Origin of the sequence: Stutzerimonas azotifigens DSM 17556 (assembly GCF_000425625.1) — a bacterium.
Lineage (GTDB): Bacteria > Pseudomonadota > Gammaproteobacteria > Pseudomonadales > Pseudomonadaceae > Stutzerimonas > Stutzerimonas azotifigens.
In genome coordinates, this window is sequence record NZ_KE384415.1 from 86,828 (window position 1) to 104,986 (window position 18,159).

Sequence of the window (18,159 nt, forward strand, 5' to 3'; positions counted from 1 at the left end):
GACACGCCATGACGCCCGCCAAGCCCGAGATCGTCATCACCTACTGCACCCAGTGCCAGTGGTTGCTGCGGGCGGCCTGGCTGGCGCAGGAGCTGCTATCGACCTTCTCCGACGAACTCGGCCGGGTCGCGCTCGAGCCCGGCACCGGCGGGGTGTTCCGCATCACCTGCGACGGCATGCAGGTCTGGGAACGCAAGGCCGACGGCGGTTTTCCCGAGGCCAAGGTGCTCAAGCAGCGGGTGCGGGACCTGATCGATCCCGGCCGCTCGCTGGGTCACAACGACCGCTGAACTCTTTCCTTCGGCTCGTCGAGCCCCGGCAATGCCTGGTCGACCTCGACCGGGCGTGCCGCGGGTGCCTGCTTGAGCCGGCTGGCGGCGAGGCTGGCGAGAATGATCAGCGCGCCGCCGACGAGCATGCGCACCGTCGGTTCCTCGTTGAACAGCCACCAGGCGATGGCGATGCCGTACACCGGTTCGAGCGCGAAGATCACCGCGGTGGTGCGGGCGTTGAGCACGCGCAGGCTGGCGACGAACAGGCTGTGCGCGAGGCCGGTGCAGAGCACGCCGAGCATGCCGATCCACAGCCAGTCCGACGCGGCCACCTGCGGGACGCCGGCGGCGGCGAAGGGGGCCAGCGCCAGGACGATGGCGAGGTTCTGCCACAGCGCCGCCTGCACCGGGTCGACGCCGCGCGTGCTGGCGCGATTGAGCAGCGAGAGGATGGCGAACATCAGGCCCGAGGCGATGCCGTAGAGCAGGCCGAGCGTGGCGTCGCTGGCCAGGTCCATCGAGGGCGTGACCAGTGCCAGCCCGAGGCACACCAGCCCCACCAGGGCGAATTCGAGCGGCCGGGTGCGTTCGCGGAACAGGGTGCCTTCGAGCAGGATGGTGAAGGCCGGGAAGCTGGCGAAACCCAGCGTGGCGATGCCGACGCCGGCGATCTTCACGGAGGCGAAGAAGGTCAGCCAGTGACCGCCGAGCAGCAGGCCGGCGAGCAGCAGGCTGCCGCGCTGGCGCCAGCGCAGCGTGGCGGCGCCGCTGCGCAGCACGAGGCCGGCGATGGCCAGGGCGAGCAGGGCGAAGCCCGCGCGACCGAAGGTGATGGTCAGCGGCGTGGCGGCGGCGAGTTTGCCGAACACGCCGGCAAGGCCGAACAGCAGGGCGCCGAGGTGGATGGACAGCAGGGCGTGGCGGCGCGTCATGCCAGTCGTGCCCCGTTGGGCAGCGGCCGGTCGAAGCCGGCCAGGACCACGCGCTGCTGTTCGTCGTAGGCGCCGGTCACCAGCACGTCCGAGCGGACCCCGGCGATGCGCTTGGGTGCGAAGTTGCAGACGCACAGCACCTGGCGGCCGATCAGCTCGCCGGGGGTGTAATGGGCGGTGATCTGCGCGCTGGAGGCCTTGACTCCCAGCGGCCCGAGGTCGACCTCGAGCACGTAGGCGGGCTTGTGCGCCTTCTCGTTGAGGCGGGCGCTGAGCAGGGTCCCGACGCGCAGTTCGACGCGCTCGAAATCGGACCAGTCGATCATGTCCACGAGTTGTCCTTGGAATTCGGCAGGGGGAAGCGAATGCTCGCAGCCGCGGGCCTTGCTGTCTGTCGCATCAGTGGCCGGATTTGTCGCGCGCCTCTCGTCGCAGGCTTCGTGGCGTACAGCCGAAGGCGCGGACCAGTGCCGCGGTGAAGGCACTCTGCGAGGCGTAGCCCACCTGCGTGGCAATCTCGCCCACCGGCAGGGCGGTGTCGCGCAGCAATTCGCGGCCGCGCTGCAGGCGCCGCTGGCGGACGAAGGCAATCGGCGTGGCGCCGGTTTCCTCGAGAAAGCGCGCATGCAGGCGCGACACCGACAGCCCGGCCTGCAGCGCCAGGTCCTCGACTGCCAGCGGGTGCGCCAGGTGCCGGTCGATGTAATGGTAGAGGGCTTCCAGCGTGGCGCGCGGCGCCGGGGGCGGCAGGCGGCGCTCGCGCACCAGGGTGGTCAGCAGCAGGGCCGCGCCCTGCTGGGCGATCGCCGGGTCATGCAGTGCGCTGGCGGCGAGCCAGCCGACCAGTTGCTGCTGGCTGGCGTCGAGCGCCAGGGTACCGGGGCGCTCCAGCAGGCGCAGGCCGTCGTCGGCATGCTCGCCGAGACGTTCGCGCAGCCAGGGTTCGCCGGGCAGGTCGAGCACCAGGCAATCGCTGCCGAGCCGACTGTCGCAGGCGTGGTGCGCCCGCTCGGGAATCACCGCCATCATCTGCCGCAGCACCTGGTTGCCGTGTCCGTCCACCTCCATGTCGAGCCGCCCGTGCAGGCCGAACACCAGCTGCACGTGCGAATGGCTGTGGGCGATCACCTCTCGGGTGTAGCGGCGCAGGGAAAGGATCGGGCGCACGGTGGGGCACTCTCTGACGGATGCACCAGTGTAGCGCAGCAGGCGGCCGTCGGCGTTCACCGGCGCGAACGCTGCAAGGATCGGCATATCGGCACGAACGACCCGAGCGGATGGCCGGTGTGCACGAGGGCAACAAACATCCCGGCGAACGTCTTTATGTCTATGAGATCAGCGACAATCCAACGGCCCCGGCCGCATCGATACCTCCGCATGGCTCCACCGGCCTCAACGGTATCCGGCATTCCCTTCCTGCACCTGGCCCGGCCTGTCGATGACGATTCGGGCGCGCAGCCAGCGGGCGAACTCGGCTTGCTCGATGGAGCCTTCGGCCAGGCCGATCATGACGGTATATTTTTCTTCGTCGCTGGCGACCAGCTTGCAATTGTTGAGCTGAAGGAAGACCCGATAGCAGACATGCGCTGTGCGTTTGTTGCCGTCGACGAAGGGATGGTTGCGGGCCAGACCGAAGGCCAGGCTGGCGGCGAGATCGGCCAGATCCGGCGCCGGTTCGCCGTAGGCGTGGAGCTGCTGCGGTCGGGCCAGCGCCGAGTCGAGCAGGCCTTCGTCGCGTATGCCGCTGCCGCCGCCGTGCTCGGCCAGTTGACGGTCGTGAATGGCCAGCGCCAGCGCCTTGCCGATCCAGACGATCATGCTGCGATCCTCATTGCGCCAGCTTGTGCAGAACCTGCCGGTCTTCGCGCATGATCCGCTCGGCCACTTCCATCTGTTCGGCCAGCGTGGGGTCGAATACGCTGAGCTTGAGCCCGTCCGGCGTTTCCAGGGCGTACAGCTCGTCTCCCTTCTCCAGGCGCAGGCGCGCCAGTAGTTCCTTGGGCAGGATGACACCGGCGGAATTGCCGATGGAGGTGATCTTGAGCTTCATGGGAGGAGTCTCCGTTGGCGTTAGTACGGATGGTATAACCGAGGCCGGCGCCGTGCAATGGAGCTTGAACGGGCGCTACGCCGGGGGCTGATATACCCGTAGGGCGGGCTTCAGCCCACCGCAAGCCGGACGAATAACAATGGTGGGCTGAAGCGGAACGCCGCCCGGCCCTCCCTACGACGGGAGTCGCAGCGTTCCGTCACAGCGATGCCCTCGGGCGGATGCCAGGCTGGCAGGTCGCTCAGAGGATGACTTTGTCGCGCAGCTTTTCGGCCGCCTGCTGCAGCGCCTGGATGACCCGCTCCTTGTCGAAGTTCTGCACGCCGTTGGTGTCCAGGTACATGGAGAAGCCGGGCAGTTCGTGCTCGACGTAGCTGGACGTGGCGCCGAGATCGCGGCGGAAGTCGACCACCTGGTAGATCTGCACCGGGCGGGAGAAGCCCTTGACGCTGATCTGGCCCTTGTCGCGGCACATGATCACGTCGCGCACCAGCGAGTAGGTCTCGTGGGAAATGAGAATCTCGCCGGCCTCGGCGGCGCTTTCCAGGCGGCTGGCGAGGTTCACTTCGCGGCCGATGATGGTGTAGTCCATGCGGGTGTCGGCGCCGAAGTTGCCCACGGTGCAGTAGCCGGTGTTGATGCCCATGCGGATCTCCATGGGCTTGGTGATGCCGCGCGCGCGCCAGTGCTGGCGCAGCACCTTCATGTGCTTGCGCATGGCGATGGCCATGGAGACCGCCGCCACCGCGTCCTTCTTGGCGCCCTGCGTGGTGGGGTCACCGAAGAAGATCATCACGCAGTCGCCGACGAACTTGTCGATGGTGCCGCCGTATTTCAGGGCGATCTTCGACATTTCGTTGAGGTAGTTGTTGAGCAGGTCGGTCAGCGCCTCGGCTTCAAGCTCCTCGGAAAGCTCGGTGAAGCCCTTGATGTCGGAAAAGAACACCGACATCTTTTTGCGCTGCGTTTCCAGGCGCACATGCCGCTTGCCGCTGAAGATGGATTCCCACACCTGCGGCGACAGGTACTTGGCCAGGTTGCGCGCCAGCCGCGCCGCCTTCGCCTGTTCGGCCTCGATGACCCGCCGCGCCTGCGCCAGGTGCAGCTCCTGCTTGTTCACGTAGTAGGCGGCGACGAAGACGTAGAGGGTGGCGAAGGCCAGGCTGGCGATCGCCACCAGGGTGTCGGTCGGGGCCTTGAACTGCAGGGGCACCACCAGCAGGGTCAGGCCGGCGCCGGCCAGCGTGGCCAGCAGGCCGATCATCAGGCGCCGCACGCCGCCGTCGATCAGCGCGCTGAAGCCGAGGATGAGTACGAAGACGAAGCTCGGCACCGGGCTGAAGCCGAGCAGCGCCATGGCCGCGCCCGCGTTGAGGCCGTCGAGGCAGAGCAGCACCTGCGCGGTGCGCTCGGCGTGTTCGCGGCGGAAGCGGTAACTCAGGTGATAGGCGAGGTGGGGGTAGAGCAGGGCATAGGGAACCAGCCACAGCTGGTCCATCGAGTAGAACTGGGTGTGGGTGCCCGCAGCCAGCCCGGCCGCACACGCCAGGTAGCCGAGCACGCGGGAGTAATACTCGCGCAGGGGGCGCGAAGCGAGCCCCTTGCGTCGATCACCTAAGACGAAGGTCATGATGTCTCTCGATCCCTGATTTCTACCGACGCTTATTCGCTGCGTCTTGCGTGCCGGCATGATAGCGCTAGCTCGAATGGGCGCGATCATAGCGAAGCGGCTTGCGAACGCCAAATTATCTACGCCGAAAAGCCGTCGGACCGGTTGCCGGCGAGCGAGAACGGTATCAGCCGGCCTTTCGATAGAGGGAGCGTCTGGGGGCGGCGAACACCCGGCGCAGCATCGGCTCGAAGAATTCCAGCGGCAGGCTGTCGTACGCCGGATCGAAGGCGGCGGCATCGTACCTGGCGCAGAATTCGGCGGTGCGCTGGTACAGCGGGTGGCCGTCGAACTGCTCGCGCAGATGCCGATCCATGCCCAGGTGGTGGAAAAAGTAGTAGCCCTGGAACACCCCGTGCTTTTCCACCATCCAGTGGTTTTCCTCGCTGACGAACGGCTTGAGAATCGCCGCCGCGATGTCCGGATGGTTGTAGGAGCCTAGGGTCTGTTGCCATTTCGTTTGCGGCCGCGCCGGAGCCTGTTTTTGCGCGAGGCAAGGCACGAGGAGCGAAGTTTGGTCATTCCAAATAAGCGACGAGTAACGCCGCATCGCGCAAAAGCAGGCCCGTCCCGTAGGGTTGCGCGGCAAATGGCGCCATGCGGTGTTGCGGGACTTGGCAAGGGATCACCATTGCCTGCGTCCCGCGCCTGGCCTGGCGCCATTTGACGCGGCAACGCGGCTCGCGACGAAACGGCAACAGACCCTAGGGTATCGCCGATGTCATGCAGCAGCGCGCAGACCACGTATTCCTCGTCGCGGCCGTCTCGGTGCGCGCGCGTAGCGGTCTGCAGCGAATGGGTCAGGCGGTCCACCGGGAAGCCGCCGAAGTCGCCGTCGAGCAGCTGGAGGTGGGCGAGGATGCGGTCGGGCAACTGCCTGGCATAGCCGCCGAAGTCCCGGGCGATGATGGCCCAGTCGTCGGCGGTGCCGTCCTGCATGTGGGTGAAGCGGGCGCGGGCGGTCATCGGCTGTTCTCTTTGTTGTTGTCGATCGGTGGTGCGCTCGGGCTCAGAAGCGGATGCGCCCGGTGAGGATGTCCCTGAACATCACCCAGTCGCCCATGAGACTGTAGAGCGGGTACTGGAAGGTCGCCGGGCGGTTCTTCTCGAACACGAAGTGCCCGACCCAGGCAAAACCGTAGCCGACCACGGGCAACGCCAGCAACCACAGCCACTGGCCGCTCCACAGGGCGTAGGCGAGGAGGGCCAGCACCAGCAGGCTGCCGATGAAATGCAGCCGGCGGCAGGTCTGGTTGCGATGCTCCTCGAGATAGAACGGGTAGAAATCGGCGAAGCGGGTGAAGCGGCGCTCGGCGCTCTGCGTGCTCATGGCGCACCTCCTGTCATTGTTCTTGGAGTCTAGGTCGAGTGGCTTTGGAGGCCAGTGACAATGCGAGACAGTCTAGTATCCTTCGTCGCCAGGCCGGACGATCAGAAGAACAATGTAATGACCGAGCGCACCACATCTTCGAGCTGGGCCCTGGCGATCGTCCGTGCGCTGGAGGCCGGCGGTGTCGACTGCCGCGGGCTGTTCGCCGAACTCGGGATGGACTACGCCGCGCTGGCCGACCCGGACGCGCGCTTTCCGCAGGACGGCATGACCCGCCTCTGGCTGCGGGCGGTGGAGGTGTCCGGCAATCCGGCGATCGGCCTGAACATGGGCCGTGAACGGCATCCCGGCGCGCTCAGCGTCGTCGAGTACGCGATGATGTCGAGCCGCAATCTCTGCGAGGGCTACACCCGGCTGGTACGCTTCCAGCGCATCGTCGCCGAGGGTGCTGACCTCGACTTCCGGCCCCTGGGCGACCGCTACGCGCTGATCCTGACCATCCATGGCGACCGTCTGCCGCCAGCCCGGCAGAGCGGCGAGGCGTCGCTGGCCAGTGCGCTGGCCTTCTGCCGCTGGCTGACCGGCAAACCGATCGAACCGCTGGAGGTGCGTCTGCAGGGCGAGCCGCCGCACGACCTGGCGCCCTACCAGGCGCTGTTTCGCGCGCCGCTGCGCTTCAACGCACCGCATTACGCCCTGGTGTTCCGCCGGTGCGACATGGAGGCGCCGTTGCCGACGGCCAACGAGGCGCTGGCGCGCCTGCACGACCGCTTCGCCGGCGACTACCTGGCACGTTTCTCCGGCAGCCGGGTGACCCACCAGGTGCGCCAGGTGCTGTGCCGGCTGATGCCGCAGGGCGAACCGAAGCGCGAGGCGGTGGCGGGCTTGCTGCACCTGTCGCAGCGCACGCTGCAGCGCCGCCTGCAGGACGAGGGCACCAGCTACCAGCAGCTGCTGGACGACACCCGGCGAGAGCTGGCCGACCAGTACCTGGCCCAGCCGGGCCTGACCCTGCTGGAGATTGCCTACCTGCTCGGCTTCGCCGATCCGAGCAACTTCTTCCGCGCCTTCAGGCGCTGGTTCGGCGTCACGCCCGGGGAATACCGCGCGCGCCTCTGAAGCCTCAGTGTTTCCAGAAGGCGCGGGTGAGCAGCACCAGCACGGTGATGATCTCCAGGCGGCCGAGCAGCATGCCGGCCGACAGCAGCCACTTGGCGGCATCCGGCAGGGTGGCGAAGGTGCCGGCCGGGCCGATCACCGGGCCGAGCCCGGGGCCGACGTTGCACACCGCGGTGGCAGCGCCGGTCAGCGCGGTGATCGGATCCAGCCCCAGCAGGGCCAGCGACAGCGCCAGCACACCGATGGTGATGGTGAAGAAGAACGAGAAGGTCAGGATCGAGCGGACGATCTCTTCGTCGAGGTTGTGCCCGTTGTACTGCTGCTTGATCACCGCGCGCGGGTGCACCAGCTGCTGCAGGTAGGCGCGCAGCAGGCTGTAGGCGACCTGGAAGCGGAACACCTTCAGCCCCCCGGAGGTCGAGCCCGAGCAGCCGCCGATGAAGGTCAGGTAGAAGAAGGCGAGGATGGCGAAGTCGCCCCACTGCGTGTAGTCGCCGAGGGCGAAGCCGGTGGTGCTCACCACCGAGACGACGTTGAGTGTGACGATGCGCAGGGCGTCGAGGAAGGCGAAGTCCGAGTGCATCCAGTACCACAGGGCGAACAGCAGGCAGATCGCGGCCATGCCGCCGACGAACCCGCGCACCTGCTGGTCCCTGAGCAGGGCATAGCGGTTTCCGCGCACGGTGGAGACCATCAGCATGAACGGCAGGCCGCCGAGGGTCATGAAGACAATGGCGGTCCAGTGCGCGGCCGGGCTGAAATGGGCCATCGAGGCGTCGGAGGTCGAATAGCCGCCGGTGGCGATGGTGGTCATCGCGTGGTTGATCGCCTCGAACGGCGTCATGCCGCTCAGCCAGTAGCACAGGCCGCAGAGGAAGGTCAGCGCCAGGTAGATCGCCAGGATCAGCTTGGCCATCACGTGCGAGCGCGGCAGGGCCTTCTGCGACCAGTCGGACGACTCGGTCTGGAACAGCCGCATGCCGCCGATGCGCAGCAGCGGCAGGATGGCCACCGCCATGCCGATGAAGCCGATGCCGCCCAGCCACTGCAGCATCGAACGCCACATCAGCAGGCCCGGCGAGGTGTCGTCGAGGCCCACCAGCACCGTGGAGCCGGTAGTGGTGATGCCGGACATGGTCTCGAAGAAGGCGTCGGTGTAGCTGATGTGCTGGATCAGCATCATCGGCAGCGCGGCGAAGCAGCAGACCACCAGCCAGCTGATGGTGGTCAGGAAGTACATGTCGCGCGGGCGCAGCAGGGTCAGCGTCGGCCGGCCGGGTACCACCAGCGCCATGCCGCTCATGAAGGTGATGAGGCTGCCCCAGAGAAAGGCCTCGAGGTCGTCGGTGCGCTCGAATACCACCAGGGTCAGCATGGGGATGACCATGCTGACGGCGAGGGTGATGAGGAAGATGCCGAGGATGAATCCGATGATGCGCAGCGTCGGCAGAGGCATGGGAGCGGCTCGGCGAAAAAGAGGGCGCCAATTCTACCCGCGTCCCCCTGCCTGTAAACCGGTCGCGGGCCCTGCCCGGCGAGGCGTTGGGAGCGGCGACGGCCGGCCTCTTCACAAGCGTTCGCCGCTCAATAGAATAGCCGCCCGGGCGCCGGCCTTTTCCGGTTTCTGAGTAGCCTCCATGTCCGTCGAGAATCCCTGCCTCACCTGTGGTGCCTGCTGTGCATATTTTCGTGTGTCTTTCTATTGGGGCGAGTGCGCCTCCAGCGGGGGGACCGTGCCGGACCACCTCACCGTGCAGGTGAGTCCCTACCATGTGGCCATGCTCGGCACCGAGTCCAAGCCGGCGCGCTGCGTCGGCCTGATGGGCGACGTGGGCTGCGGCGTTCGCTGCACGATGTACGAGCAGCGGTCGACGACCTGCCGGGAGTTCGAGGCGTCCTGGGAGAACGGGCAGCACAACGCCCATTGCGATGCGGCGCGAGCGGCCCACGGGCTGCCGCCGTTGACGCCGCCGCTGCAGCCGCACCTTTCGCCGGATCGGGTGGCCTGAGCGTTGACGGTTTAGGCCGGACGCATGATGCATCGCTAAAAACAGCGTTTGTTGACGAAGGGGGTGGCCCACCCTTGCTGATCGCATGCCGCTGCTCCTTCGGCTGGAAAGACTGGGGGCGGGTGCGTAACGACACTACCGGGGGGTAGACGCTTTGCGGTCGAGACCGCTCCACAACGGCATCGCCCCAAGGGCGGGCCTCCCACGAAAGCAAACGGTATCCACCGAATCCTGTGGGAGGCCGCGCCCGTTCCCGATGGGCTTGCGGTATTCACCACATCCCTGTGGATTGCGCGCCCTCGCGGCGACTGCTGGCTGCGAATGACGATCGGGACTCGTTCTGCGGTCAAGACAGTTGTTCCCACGGGGCGCACCACCGAACGCCATCCATCGTTCGTCTGGCGTAAGCTCATGTGGAAGCGGCCTCGGCCGCGAATGGCGGTGGGCACGCATACGGTCTCCGGATCGGACATCCCCGCCCCGGAGACCCACGAACCCCCTACAATGACCTCCTTTGCCGAGGAGGTTTGGATGGACGCGCTCGACCTGTTGCTCAATCGCGTATCGGTAACCCGTCTTTGCGATCCGGCGCCGGATGCCGCGCAGCGTGACCTGCTGTTCCGCGCCGCGCTGCGTGCGCCGGATCATGGCCAGCTGCGCCCCTGGCGCTTTCTCACCGTCGAGGGCGAGGCGCGCCAGGCCCTGGGCGAGCTGTTCGCCGAGGCGGTGGCCGGCAAGCCCGACGCCACGCCGGAAATGCTGGCCAAGGCGCGCAAGATGCCGCTGCGCGCGCCCTTGCTGGTGGTGGTGGTCGCCACTCTGCGCGACCACTCCAAGGTGCCGAAGGACGAGCAGTTGCTCGCCGCCGGCTGCGCCGCGCACGGCATGCTGCTGGCCGCGCACGCGCTGGGCATCGGCGCGGTGTGGCGCACCGGCGCGCTGGCGTACGACGAACAGGTGGCGGCCGGCCTCGGCCTCGAGGGCGACGAGCGGATCGTCGGTTATCTCTACCTCGGCACGCCGGAAGGCAGCCCGCGCACGCCGCCGGCGCTGGAGCCGGAGCAGTTCGTCAAACGCTGGCCAGCCGCCTGAGGCTGGCGTCGCTTCACTCGACGGTGGTCCCGGCGAGCGGAATGCGTAGCGTGGCGAGGAAGCCGCCGTCGGGGTGATTGGCCAGCTGCAGTTCACCGCCATGCCGCTGGGCGGCCCGCCGGGCGATGGCGAGGCCGAGCCCGTGTCCGGCGGCGGTCTGCCCGGGCGCACGGAAGAACGGCTTGCCGAGTTCCGGCAGGTGTTCGGGATCGGCGCCAGGCCCGTGGTCGCGTACGTTGATCGACAGCCAGCCGGCGGCCCGGTCGATGTCGATCTCGATCGGCGCCGGCGGCTGGTTGAAGCGCAGCGCGTTGCGCACCAGGTTGTCCAGCGCGCGTTCGAGCATGTCCGGCCAGCCCTGCAGCTCGAGCCCGGCCGGTGGCTCGCGGGTGACTTCGACGCGTTGTTCCGGGGCCGAGAGGCGGGCGTTGTCGCGCACGCGGGCGAGGATCGGCTGCAGGTCCACCGGCCGCGCCGCACCCGGATCGGCGTCCAGGCGGGCGAGTTCGAGGATTTCGGCGATCAGCGCTTCGAGCCGGTCGCATTCCTGTTCCAGCCGTGGCCAGATCGCCTGGCGCTCGCTTTCCGAGCCGCGCTCGGCCAGCGCCAGCGCGACCTTCAGCCGTGCCAGCGGCGAACGCAGCTCGTGGGAGACGTCGCGCAGCAGTTGACGCTGGCTGCCGATCAGGCTCTGCAGGCGCGCGCCCATGCGGTTGAAGTCGTTGGCCAGCACGCCCAGCTCGTCGCGCCGGCGCGCCAGGCGCGCCAGCGAGTTCTGCTGGTAGGCGGTCTGCCCGAGGTCGTGCACGGCGCCGCGCAGGCGGTCCAGCGGGCGGGTGATCGAGAGCGTCAGGAGCAGGGCGAAGGCGGTCAGCACCACCAGCGCGATGCCCAGCGCGCTGAGCGGCCACAGCAGACTGCCGCGGTGCCAGGCCGCCAGTTCGGTGAGCGGGATGCGGTAGATGAACAGGTAGGTCTCGCCCGTCAGCGGGCTGGTGTAATCGTTGGTCAGGCGGCGCCAGGGCAGGCGTTTGGCGTTGGGCTGGCGCGCTTCGAAGGCGGCGGCGCGAGCCGGGAAGGTGCCGCGTACCACCGGGCGACCGGTTTCGCCGAGCACCTGGATGTCGACGCGGAAGCGCTGCTTGTGCGCCTCCAGCGCTAACTGCGCGGCAAGCGGGCCCTGTTCTTCGTAGAGCTGGGCCCAGCGCGGCGCGAACTCACGCAGCGCCGGATGCCGGCTGAGGATCCAGGCGTCCTGGTTCAGCGCCTGGCCGAGCAGGATGGCGAGTGCGGCGACCACCGCGATGGCGAGCCAGAAGGTGGCGAGGATGCGCCAGAACAGTGATCGCACGACGTCTCTCCGTCAGGTTGGCGCCGCCACGCCCGGGCATGGCGGCAGGGCTGGGATCAGGCCTTGTCCTTCTCGGCCTTCCACTTGAGGAATTCGGCGCGCTCGGCGCGGCGTTCCTCCATCTTCTTCTGCATCTCGTCGAAGGCTTTCTGCTGCTCGGGCTTGAGCAGGTCGCGCATGGCCTTGCGGTTGGCCTCGCGGCTGGCGACCAGCTCGTCCTGCATGGCCTTGCGCTGGGCTTCCGGCAGTTTCTCGAGATAGCGCTGGGTGATCTCGTGACGGCTCTTCATCTGCTGGCTCATCAGCTCGTGCATCTCACGGCGCTGTTCGCGGGTCAGGTCGAGCCCCTTGAAGGCGTGCATGTGGTGGCGGCCGCCGTCATGCTTGCCACCGTCGTGACCAGGGGCGGCGAGGGCGAGAGCGGGCAGGGTGGCGGCGAACAGGGCGGCGATAAGGGTCTTGCGCATGATGACTCTCCTTGGGCTTGCCGGCGGCGCTGGCGTTTGCTGGGCCAGTTGCCTTCACCGGATGCTTGCAGCTTACGGCGCGCTCGGTCAGCGGCGGTCAGTGCTGGGTAAAGCCTCGGTAAAGTCAGGGGGCGTAGAGATAACCGCGGCTGCGCAGGGCGACGATGCGCGGCCGCCCGTCCGGGTGCGGGCCGAGCTTGCGGCGCAGGTTGCTGACGTGCATGTCCAGGCTGCGGTCGTAGAGCGTCAGCTTGCGGCCCAGCGCGTTCTGCGCCAAGGCCTGCTTGTCCACCGGCTCGCCGGGGCGGGCGAGCAGCGCTTCGAGAATGCGTCCCTCGGAGAGGGTCAGGCTCACCTCGTGGTCGCCGATGTTGGCGACGCCGCGGCCGGGGCTGTAGGCGAGGTCGCCCAGCTCCAGCTGGCTCGGGGTGGCGGCCGGGCGGCTGCGGCGCAGCACTGCGCGCAGGCGCGCGGTCAGTTCGCGCGGGTCGCAGGGCTTGGCCAGGTAGTCGTCGGCGCCGAGCTCCAGGCCGAGGATGCGGTCGAGCGGCTCGCCGCGCGCCGACAGCATCACCACGGGCAGTTCGGCATGCTCGGTACGCAACTGCTTGAGCAGTTCCAGGCCGCTGCCGTCGGGCAGCATGACGTCGAGCACCACGGCGTCCGGTGGCGTTTCCGCCAGCGCGGCACGGGCGTTCTGGCCGTCATGGCAGGCGCGCACGGCGAAGCCTTCCTGGGACAGCCAGCTGACCAGCAGCTCGCAAAGTTCCTGGTCGTCGTCGATCAGCAGCAGTTCGCTCATGGCGTATCCCTTCGCTCGCTGGCGGCACGCGCGGGCCCGGTCAGGGCAGGACCTTCTTGAACGGCTTGACCACGACCTCGCCGTAGACGCCGGCCGCCTTGTAGGGGTCGGCGGCGGCCCAGGTCTGCGCGGCTTCCAGCGAGTCGAACTCGGCGACCACCAGGCTGCCGCTGAAACCGGCGCTGCCCGGGTCGTTGCTGTCCACGGCCGGGTGCGGGCCGGCCAGCACCAGGCGGCCTTCTTCCTTCAGTTGCTCGAGCCGCGCCAGGTGCGTCGGGCGGGCGGCCATGCGGGCGTCGAGGGAGTTGGGGACGTCGGTGGCAATGATGGCGTAGAGCATGGCTACTCCTTGAGATTCGCTTCGGAGGGTTGAAGGTGGCGGGCCAGGTAGACGCCCTGGCCGACCAGGAACAGCAGCGTCAGCGCCAGGCTGCCGAAGACCTTGAAGTCCACCCAGAAGGCCGGGTAGTGGAAGGCGACGTACAGGTTGGCGAAACCGCAGACGAGGAAGAACAGGATCCAGGCGACGTTCAGCCGTGTCCAGCGTACCGCGTCCAGGCGGATGGCATGGCCGATCATGCGCTGAATCAGCGGCCGGTCGCCGATGAAGTGGCTGCCGAGGAAGGCCAGGGCGAACAGCCAGTTCACCACCGGCGCCTTCCACATGAGGAAGGTCTCGCTATGGAAGGTCAGGGTCATTCCGCCGAACAGCAGACAGGCGGCGAGGGTCAGCCACTGGCCCTTTTCCAGCCGGCGCTGGCGTACCAGCAACAGGCCGTAGACGACCAGAGAACTCAGGATCAGCACTGCGGTGGCGCTGTAGATGCCGCCGATCTGCAGGGCATGGCCGGCCAGGTCGAGGCTGCGGGGTTCGAGTTTGTAGACGACGAAGAACAGCAGGAGAGGGATGAAATCGATCAGTTGTTTCACGTTGCGCGCCAGGAGCCGAAGTGCCCGGCATAATAGCAAACCCTGTCCGACGCGGAATCGGCTGCTCCGAACGGCACGCGCGACTCCGCGGACGGTCTGTTGAACATGATCGCTTCTGGAGAACGCCAGCGCATGACCGTCGACCTGCACTGCCACAGTACCGCTTCCGATGGCGTGCTCGCGCCCGCCGCCCTGGTGGAGCGGGCGCACGCGCGCGGGGTCCGGTTGCTGGCGCTGACCGACCACGACACGCTGGACGGCCTGGACGAGGCCCGCGCCGCCGCCGAGCGGCTTGGCATCCGCCTGGTCAACGGCATCGAGCTGTCCTGCCTGTGGGGCGGGGCGACCATCCACGTGCTGGGCTACGGCTTTTCCGCCGACGCCCCGGCGTTGCGCGCGGCCATCGCCGAGCTGCACCAGGGCCGCTGGCGGCGCGCCGAACTGATCGGCCAGCGGCTGGAAGCCAAGGGCATGCCCGGCGCCTTCGAAGGCGCCCGCGCCGTCCAGCAGGCGCTGGGCGACAGCGGCAACGCGCCGGCGCGTCCGCACTTCGCCGAATACCTGGTGCGCGCCGGCTACGTGAAGGACCGTGCCGAAGCTTTTTCCAAATGGCTCGGCGCCGGCAAGCTGGGCGACGTCAAGCAGCACTGGCCGGCGCTGGAGGCGACCGTCGGCCTGTTGCGCGAGGCGGGCGCCTGGGTCAGCCTGGCGCACCCCTGGCAGTACGATTTCACGCGCAGCAAGCGGCGCCGGCTGGTCGCCGAGTTCGTCCAGGCCGGCGGCCATGCCCTGGAGGTGGTCAACGGCATGCAGCCGGCCGAGCAGGTCGGCGGGCTGTCGATCCTGGTCCGCGAGTTCGGGCTGATGGCCAGCGTCGGCAGCGACTTCCACGCGCCGGCGGACTGGTCGGAGCTGGGCATGTATCGACCCCTGCCGGATGACCTGTCACCCTTGTGGCGTCATTTCGAGCGCGAACCTCGCCTCCATGCGGCCGGCTGAACAGGGAGTCGCCATGAGCCAGTTCTTCCAGATCCATCCGGAAAATCCCCAGCCGCGCCTGATCAAGCAGGCAGTGGAAATCCTGCGCAACGGCGGGGTGGTGGTCTATCCCACCGATTCGTCCTATGCCCTGGGTTGCGCCATCGGCAACAAGTCGGCGATCGAACGCATCCGTCGGATCCGCCAGCTCGATGACAAGCACAACTTCACCCTGGCCTGCAAAGACCTGTCGCAGCTCGGGCTCTTCGCCAAGGTGGACACCACCGCCTTCCGCCTGCTCAAGGCGCACGTGCCCGGGCCCTACACCTTCATCCTCGACGCCACGCGCGAGGTGCCGCGCATGCTCATGCATCCCAAGCGCCGCACCATCGGCCTGCGCGTGCCTTCGCTGCCGATCGCCCAGGCGCTGCTGGAGGAGCTGGGCGAGCCGCTGATGAGCGTCAGCCTCATCCTGCCCGGCGAGAGCGAACCGATGAGCGATCCGTACGACATGCGCTCGACGCTGGAACACCAGGTCGACCTGATCATCGATGGCGGGTACGGTGGCCTCGAGGCTTCGACGGTGATTAATCTGACCGAGGGGCGGCCGGAGGTGGTTCGCGTCGGCTGCGGCGATCCGCAACCCTTCCTCGAACAGGCCTGAGCGCCATGAAACACGGACCCAACCGATCAAGGAACCGGATTTGAGCGCACTGGATTCGCAACGGCGCGTCGTCTCGGGCATGCGGCCCAACGGGCGCCTGCACCTGGGCCACTATCACGGCGTGCTGAAGAACTGGATACGGGTGCAGCACGAGTACGACTGCTTCTTCTGCATCAGCGACTGGCACGCGCTGAGCACCGACTACGAGGCCAGCGCCGGCATCGCCCAGCACGTCATGGACATGGCGGTGGACTGGCTGGCCGCCGGCATCAGCCCCAGTTCGGCCACGCTGTTCGTGCAGTCGCAGGTGCAGGAACACGCGGAAATGCACCTGCTGCTGTCGATGATCTGCCCGCTTGGCTGGCTGGAGCGCATGCCGTCCTACCGCGATCTGCAGCACGACCTGCAGCACACCGACCAGAACAGCTACGGCTTCCTCGGCTATCCGCTGCTGCAGGCCGCCGACATCCTGCTCTACCGCGCCGGCCTGGTGCCGGTAGGCGGCGACCAGGTCAGCCACGTCGAGTTCGCCCGCGACATCGCCCGCCGCTTCAACCACCTGTACGGCCGCGAACCCGACTTCGAGGTCAAGGCCGAGGCGGCGATCCGCAAGCTCGGACGCAAGACCTCGAAGCTCTACGTCAGCCTGCGCAAGGCCTACCAGGAGCAGGGCGACCTCGAGGCGCTGAACACCGCGCGGGCGGTGGTCAAGGAACAGCAGACCATCACCCTGGGCGACCAGGAGCGGCTGTACGGCTATCTCGAAGGCAGCGGCAGGCTGCTGCTGCCCGAACCGCGCGAGCTGCTCAGCGACAACCCGCGGCTCGCCGGGCTGGACGGCGAGCGCATGGGCAAGTCGGTGAACAACGCGATCTTCCTGCGCGACACCGCGGAGGAGGTCGAGGAAAAGGTTCGGCGCATGCCCACCGACCCGGCGCGGGTGCGTCGCGAAGACCCCGGCGAGCCGACGCGCTGCCCGGTGTGGCACATGCACCGGGCGCATTCCGGCGAGGATGTCTGCCGCTGGGCCGAGCAGGGCTGCCGCAGCGCCGGCATCGGCTGCCTGCAATGCAACACGCCCCTGATCGACGCGATCAAGGCCGAACTGGCACCGCTGCAGGAGCGGGCGCTGGATTACGAACAGAACCCCGACCTGGTGCGCAGCATCCTCGCCGAAGGCGCCGACCGCGCCCGCGACGAGGCCCGCGAGACCCTGGCCGACGTGCGCCGGGCGGTGGGGCTGAATTACCGCTGACTGTCGGCCGCCGGGAGAGGGTCGCAGGCAGAGCCTGCTCCTACAGGAGAGCACCCAGGCCGCCGGTTTTTCCCTTCTCCCTTGGGGAGAAGGTGGCCCGCAGGGCCGGATGAGGGATTCCAGAACAACGGTACGGTTATGGGAGGCCCGCCCCCGGGGCGAGCTTTTGGTTGTGCCTGCTCAGTCGCCGCGAGGGCGCGCCTCCCACAGGCGGAGCGTGCTCCACAGGTGTGCGCCGAAGCCGCGGGCTTTTCCCTTCTCCCTCTGGGAGAAGGTGGCCCGCAGGGCCGGATGAGGGATTCCGGAACAGGGCTTCCCACAGGCAACCCGCGCGACGGATTCCACGCCCGTGGGGTCGGCAGCGCGGCGTCGGCGTGGCACCATGCGCACTTTCCGTCCAACCGCAGGCGAGGTTCCATGCAGGAGTCCGAGGCCCAGGCCGCCGACGTCCCCCAGCCCGGCGAGCAGCTGCCGCTGGCGCTGGTCTATGGCGAGGCGTTCACCGAACTGCCGCTGGATCTGTACATTCCGCCGGACGCCCTGGAGGTCTTCCTCGAAGCCTTCGAGGGGCCGCTCGACCTGCTGCTGTATCTGATCCGCAAGCAGAACATCGACATCCTCGACATCCCGGTGGCCGAGATCACCCGCCAGTACATGGGCTACGTCGAGCTGATGAAGTCGGTGCGCCTGGAGCTGGCGGCCGAGTACCTGGTCATGGCCGCGATGCTGGCCGAGATCAAGTCGCGCATGCTGCTGCCGCGCTCGTCCGGGGCCGAGGCCGAGGAGGACGACCCGCGTGCCGAGCTGATCCGCCGCCTGCAGGAGTACGAGCGCTTCAAGACCGCCGCGGAGGACCTCGATGCGCTGCCGCGGGTCGGCCGCGAACTGCACGTGCCGCGCCTGGACGCGCCGGCCGCGCGGGCCCGCAAGCTGCTGCCGGAAGTCAGTCTCGAGGAGCTGCTGTTGTCCATGGCCGAGGTGCTGCGCCGCGCCGACATGTTCGAAAGCCACCAGGTGACACGCGAGGCGTTGACCACCCGCGAGCGCATGAGCGAAGTGCTGGAGCGGCTCAAGGGCGGCGGCTTCGTGCCCTTCGTGCAGCTGTTCCGCCTCGAGGAGGGACGGCTGGGCGTGGTGGTGACCTTCATGGCGGTGCTCGAACTGATCAAGGAGTCGCTGGTGGAACTGGTGCAGAACGAACCCTTCGCCCCCATTCACGTGCACGCCCGAGTCGAGTGA

At 68.0% G+C, this 18,159-nt stretch carries 22 protein-coding genes and 1 pseudogene; 8 read left to right on the top strand and 15 right to left on the bottom strand.

The genetic code is table 11. The annotated features are described in order from the left end of the window. Window positions 1-8: 8 nt before the first annotated feature. On the top strand, window positions 9-290 hold the full coding sequence (locus H610_RS0118350; protein WP_028241011.1) for a SelT/SelW/SelH family protein: 282 nt from the start codon (window positions 9-11) through the stop codon (window positions 288-290). Here the strand turns inward: H610_RS0118350 and H610_RS24190 are convergent. The 9 genes and pseudogenes from H610_RS24190 to H610_RS0118395 all read right to left on the bottom strand — a co-directional run bounded on the left by H610_RS24190 (window position 275) and on the right by H610_RS0118395 (window position 6,253). Continuing rightward, window positions 275-1,204: a DMT family transporter gene (locus H610_RS24190; RefSeq protein WP_084166504.1), complete on the bottom strand. Its 930-nt coding sequence runs from the start codon at window positions 1,202-1,204 to the stop codon at window positions 275-277. The genes H610_RS0118350 and H610_RS24190 overlap by 16 nt on opposite strands. Continuing rightward, on the bottom strand, window positions 1,201-1,536 hold the full coding sequence (locus H610_RS0118360; protein WP_028241012.1) for a tRNA-binding protein: 336 nt from the start codon (window positions 1,534-1,536) through the stop codon (window positions 1,201-1,203). The genes H610_RS24190 and H610_RS0118360 overlap by 4 nt, the downstream gene beginning before the upstream one ends. Before the next feature lie 67 nt (window positions 1,537-1,603). Further along, on the bottom strand, window positions 1,604-2,362 hold the full coding sequence (locus H610_RS0118365) for a helix-turn-helix domain-containing protein (protein ID WP_028241013.1): 759 nt from the start codon (window positions 2,360-2,362) through the stop codon (window positions 1,604-1,606). A 234-nt stretch (window positions 2,363-2,596) separates the two neighbouring features. After that, a complete protein-coding gene (locus H610_RS0118370) occupies window positions 2,597-3,022 on the bottom strand; it encodes a type II toxin-antitoxin system death-on-curing family toxin (RefSeq protein ID WP_028241014.1) in 426 nt (141 codons plus the stop codon). 10 nt (window positions 3,023-3,032) lie between these two features. Then, on the bottom strand, window positions 3,033-3,254 hold the full coding sequence (locus H610_RS0118375; protein WP_028241015.1) for an AbrB/MazE/SpoVT family DNA-binding domain-containing protein: 222 nt from the start codon (window positions 3,252-3,254) through the stop codon (window positions 3,033-3,035). A 241-nt stretch (window positions 3,255-3,495) separates the two neighbouring features. Beyond that, entirely contained in the window at window positions 3,496-4,884 is a 1,389-nt protein-coding gene (locus tag H610_RS0118380) for an adenylate/guanylate cyclase domain-containing protein (RefSeq protein ID WP_028241016.1), read from the bottom strand. Window positions 4,885-5,050: 166 nt separating this feature from the next. After that, window positions 5,051-5,368, bottom strand: a pseudogene (locus H610_RS24195) (phosphohydrolase); the annotation flags it as partial. Further along, window positions 5,362-5,889 (bottom strand): hypothetical protein, encoded by a 528-nt coding sequence (locus H610_RS26040; RefSeq protein WP_236614324.1) that lies wholly within the window; start codon window positions 5,887-5,889, stop codon window positions 5,362-5,364. The gene H610_RS26040 and the pseudogene H610_RS24195, both read right to left, overlap by 7 nt. Window positions 5,890-5,932: 43 nt before the next feature. Beyond that, window positions 5,933-6,253 (bottom strand): Mpo1-like protein, encoded by a 321-nt coding sequence (locus H610_RS0118395; RefSeq protein WP_028241018.1) that lies wholly within the window; start codon window positions 6,251-6,253, stop codon window positions 5,933-5,935. Between the two features lie 117 nt (window positions 6,254-6,370). On the opposite strand from H610_RS0118395, the gene H610_RS0118400 reads away from it, so the two are divergent. Next, window positions 6,371-7,372, top strand: a complete 1,002-nt coding sequence (locus H610_RS0118400) for an AraC family transcriptional regulator (protein WP_028241019.1) — start codon at window positions 6,371-6,373, stop codon at window positions 7,370-7,372. Window positions 7,373-7,376: 4 nt separating this feature from the next. Here the strand turns inward: H610_RS0118400 and H610_RS0118405 are convergent, their stop codons facing one another. After that, the gene (locus H610_RS0118405; RefSeq protein ID WP_028241020.1) at window positions 7,377-8,828 is read right to left on the bottom strand and encodes a TrkH family potassium uptake protein; all 1,452 of its coding nucleotides are present in this window, start codon (window positions 8,826-8,828) and stop codon (window positions 7,377-7,379) included. Between the two features lie 181 nt (window positions 8,829-9,009). On the opposite strand from H610_RS0118405, the gene H610_RS0118410 reads away from it, so the two are divergent. Beyond that, window positions 9,010-9,381, top strand: a complete 372-nt coding sequence (locus tag H610_RS0118410) for a YkgJ family cysteine cluster protein (protein ID WP_028241021.1) — start codon at window positions 9,010-9,012, stop codon at window positions 9,379-9,381. 531 nt (window positions 9,382-9,912) lie between these two features. After that, window positions 9,913-10,473 carry a nitroreductase family protein gene (locus H610_RS0118415; protein WP_028241022.1) on the top strand — a complete coding sequence of 187 codons (561 nt, stop codon included), beginning with the start codon at window positions 9,913-9,915 and terminating at the stop codon, window positions 10,471-10,473. A 13-nt stretch (window positions 10,474-10,486) separates the two neighbouring features. Here H610_RS0118415 and H610_RS0118420 read toward each other — a convergent pair whose 3' ends face one another. From H610_RS0118420 to H610_RS0118440, 5 genes are all read right to left on the bottom strand, one after another. After that, on the bottom strand, window positions 10,487-11,824 hold the full coding sequence (locus H610_RS0118420) for a sensor histidine kinase (protein WP_028241023.1): 1,338 nt from the start codon (window positions 11,822-11,824) through the stop codon (window positions 10,487-10,489). A 56-nt stretch (window positions 11,825-11,880) separates the two neighbouring features. Then, window positions 11,881-12,291, bottom strand: a complete 411-nt coding sequence (locus tag H610_RS0118425; protein ID WP_028241024.1) for a Spy/CpxP family protein refolding chaperone — start codon at window positions 12,289-12,291, stop codon at window positions 11,881-11,883. 124 nt (window positions 12,292-12,415) lie between these two features. Continuing rightward, on the bottom strand, window positions 12,416-13,093 hold the full coding sequence (locus tag H610_RS0118430; protein WP_028241025.1) for a response regulator transcription factor: 678 nt from the start codon (window positions 13,091-13,093) through the stop codon (window positions 12,416-12,418). A 40-nt stretch (window positions 13,094-13,133) separates the two neighbouring features. Next, window positions 13,134-13,433 (bottom strand): YciI family protein, encoded by a 300-nt coding sequence (locus H610_RS0118435; protein WP_028241026.1) that lies wholly within the window; start codon window positions 13,431-13,433, stop codon window positions 13,134-13,136. 2 nt (window positions 13,434-13,435) lie between these two features. After that, window positions 13,436-14,023: a septation protein A gene (locus H610_RS0118440; protein WP_028241027.1), complete on the bottom strand. Its 588-nt coding sequence runs from the start codon at window positions 14,021-14,023 to the stop codon at window positions 13,436-13,438. A 132-nt stretch (window positions 14,024-14,155) separates the two neighbouring features. Between H610_RS0118440 and H610_RS0118445 the strand changes: the two genes are divergently transcribed. The 4 genes from H610_RS0118445 to H610_RS0118460 all read left to right on the top strand — a co-directional run bounded on the left by H610_RS0118445 (window position 14,156) and on the right by H610_RS0118460 (window position 18,159). Next, window positions 14,156-15,022 carry a PHP domain-containing protein gene (locus H610_RS0118445; protein WP_028241028.1) on the top strand — a complete coding sequence of 289 codons (867 nt, stop codon included), beginning with the start codon at window positions 14,156-14,158 and terminating at the stop codon, window positions 15,020-15,022. A 13-nt stretch (window positions 15,023-15,035) separates the two neighbouring features. After that, window positions 15,036-15,665: an L-threonylcarbamoyladenylate synthase gene (locus H610_RS0118450; protein WP_028241029.1), complete on the top strand. Its 630-nt coding sequence runs from the start codon at window positions 15,036-15,038 to the stop codon at window positions 15,663-15,665. A 40-nt stretch (window positions 15,666-15,705) separates the two neighbouring features. After that, window positions 15,706-16,920, top strand: coding sequence for a tryptophan--tRNA ligase (locus tag H610_RS0118455; RefSeq protein ID WP_043239008.1), 1,215 nt, complete (start codon window positions 15,706-15,708; stop codon window positions 16,918-16,920). A 417-nt stretch (window positions 16,921-17,337) separates the two neighbouring features. Further along, window positions 17,338-18,159 (top strand): segregation and condensation protein A, encoded by an 822-nt coding sequence (locus H610_RS0118460; RefSeq protein ID WP_028241031.1) that lies wholly within the window; start codon window positions 17,338-17,340, stop codon window positions 18,157-18,159.

Bases quoted from the DNA above. Each gene is read 5' to 3' on its own strand.
- H610_RS0118400 (WP_028241019.1), top strand. From the start codon at position 6,371: ATGACCGAGCGCACCACATCTTCGAGCTGGGCCCTGGCGATCGTCCGT.
- H610_RS0118425 (WP_028241024.1), bottom strand. From the start codon at position 12,291: ATGCGCAAGACCCTTATCGCCGCCCTGTTCGCCGCCACCCTGCCCGCT.
- H610_RS24190 (WP_084166504.1), bottom strand. From the start codon at position 1,204: ATGACGCGCCGCCACGCCCTGCTGTCCATCCACCTCGGCGCCCTGCTG.
- H610_RS0118460 (WP_028241031.1), top strand. From the start codon at position 17,338: ATGCAGGAGTCCGAGGCCCAGGCCGCCGACGTCCCCCAGCCCGGCGAG.
- H610_RS0118350 (WP_028241011.1), top strand. From the start codon at position 9: ATGACGCCCGCCAAGCCCGAGATCGTCATCACCTACTGCACCCAGTGC.
- H610_RS0118375 (WP_028241015.1), bottom strand. From the start codon at position 3,254: ATGAAGCTCAAGATCACCTCCATCGGCAATTCCGCCGGTGTCATCCTG.
- H610_RS0118450 (WP_028241029.1), top strand. From the start codon at position 15,036: ATGAGCCAGTTCTTCCAGATCCATCCGGAAAATCCCCAGCCGCGCCTG.
- H610_RS0118395 (WP_028241018.1), bottom strand. From the start codon at position 6,253: ATGAGCACGCAGAGCGCCGAGCGCCGCTTCACCCGCTTCGCCGATTTC.
- H610_RS0118430 (WP_028241025.1), bottom strand. From the start codon at position 13,093: ATGAGCGAACTGCTGCTGATCGACGACGACCAGGAACTTTGCGAGCTG.
- H610_RS0118380 (WP_028241016.1), bottom strand. From the start codon at position 4,884: ATGACCTTCGTCTTAGGTGATCGACGCAAGGGGCTCGCTTCGCGCCCC.
- H610_RS0118445 (WP_028241028.1), top strand. From the start codon at position 14,156: ATGACCGTCGACCTGCACTGCCACAGTACCGCTTCCGATGGCGTGCTC.
- H610_RS0118370 (WP_028241014.1), bottom strand. From the start codon at position 3,022: ATGATCGTCTGGATCGGCAAGGCGCTGGCGCTGGCCATTCACGACCGT.
- H610_RS26040 (WP_236614324.1), bottom strand. From the start codon at position 5,889: ATGACCGCCCGCGCCCGCTTCACCCACATGCAGGACGGCACCGCCGAC.
- H610_RS0118435 (WP_028241026.1), bottom strand. From the start codon at position 13,433: ATGCTCTACGCCATCATTGCCACCGACGTCCCCAACTCCCTCGACGCC.
- H610_RS0118415 (WP_028241022.1), top strand. From the start codon at position 9,913: ATGGACGCGCTCGACCTGTTGCTCAATCGCGTATCGGTAACCCGTCTT.
- H610_RS0118405 (WP_028241020.1), bottom strand. From the start codon at position 8,828: ATGCCTCTGCCGACGCTGCGCATCATCGGATTCATCCTCGGCATCTTC.
- H610_RS0118410 (WP_028241021.1), top strand. From the start codon at position 9,010: ATGTCCGTCGAGAATCCCTGCCTCACCTGTGGTGCCTGCTGTGCATAT.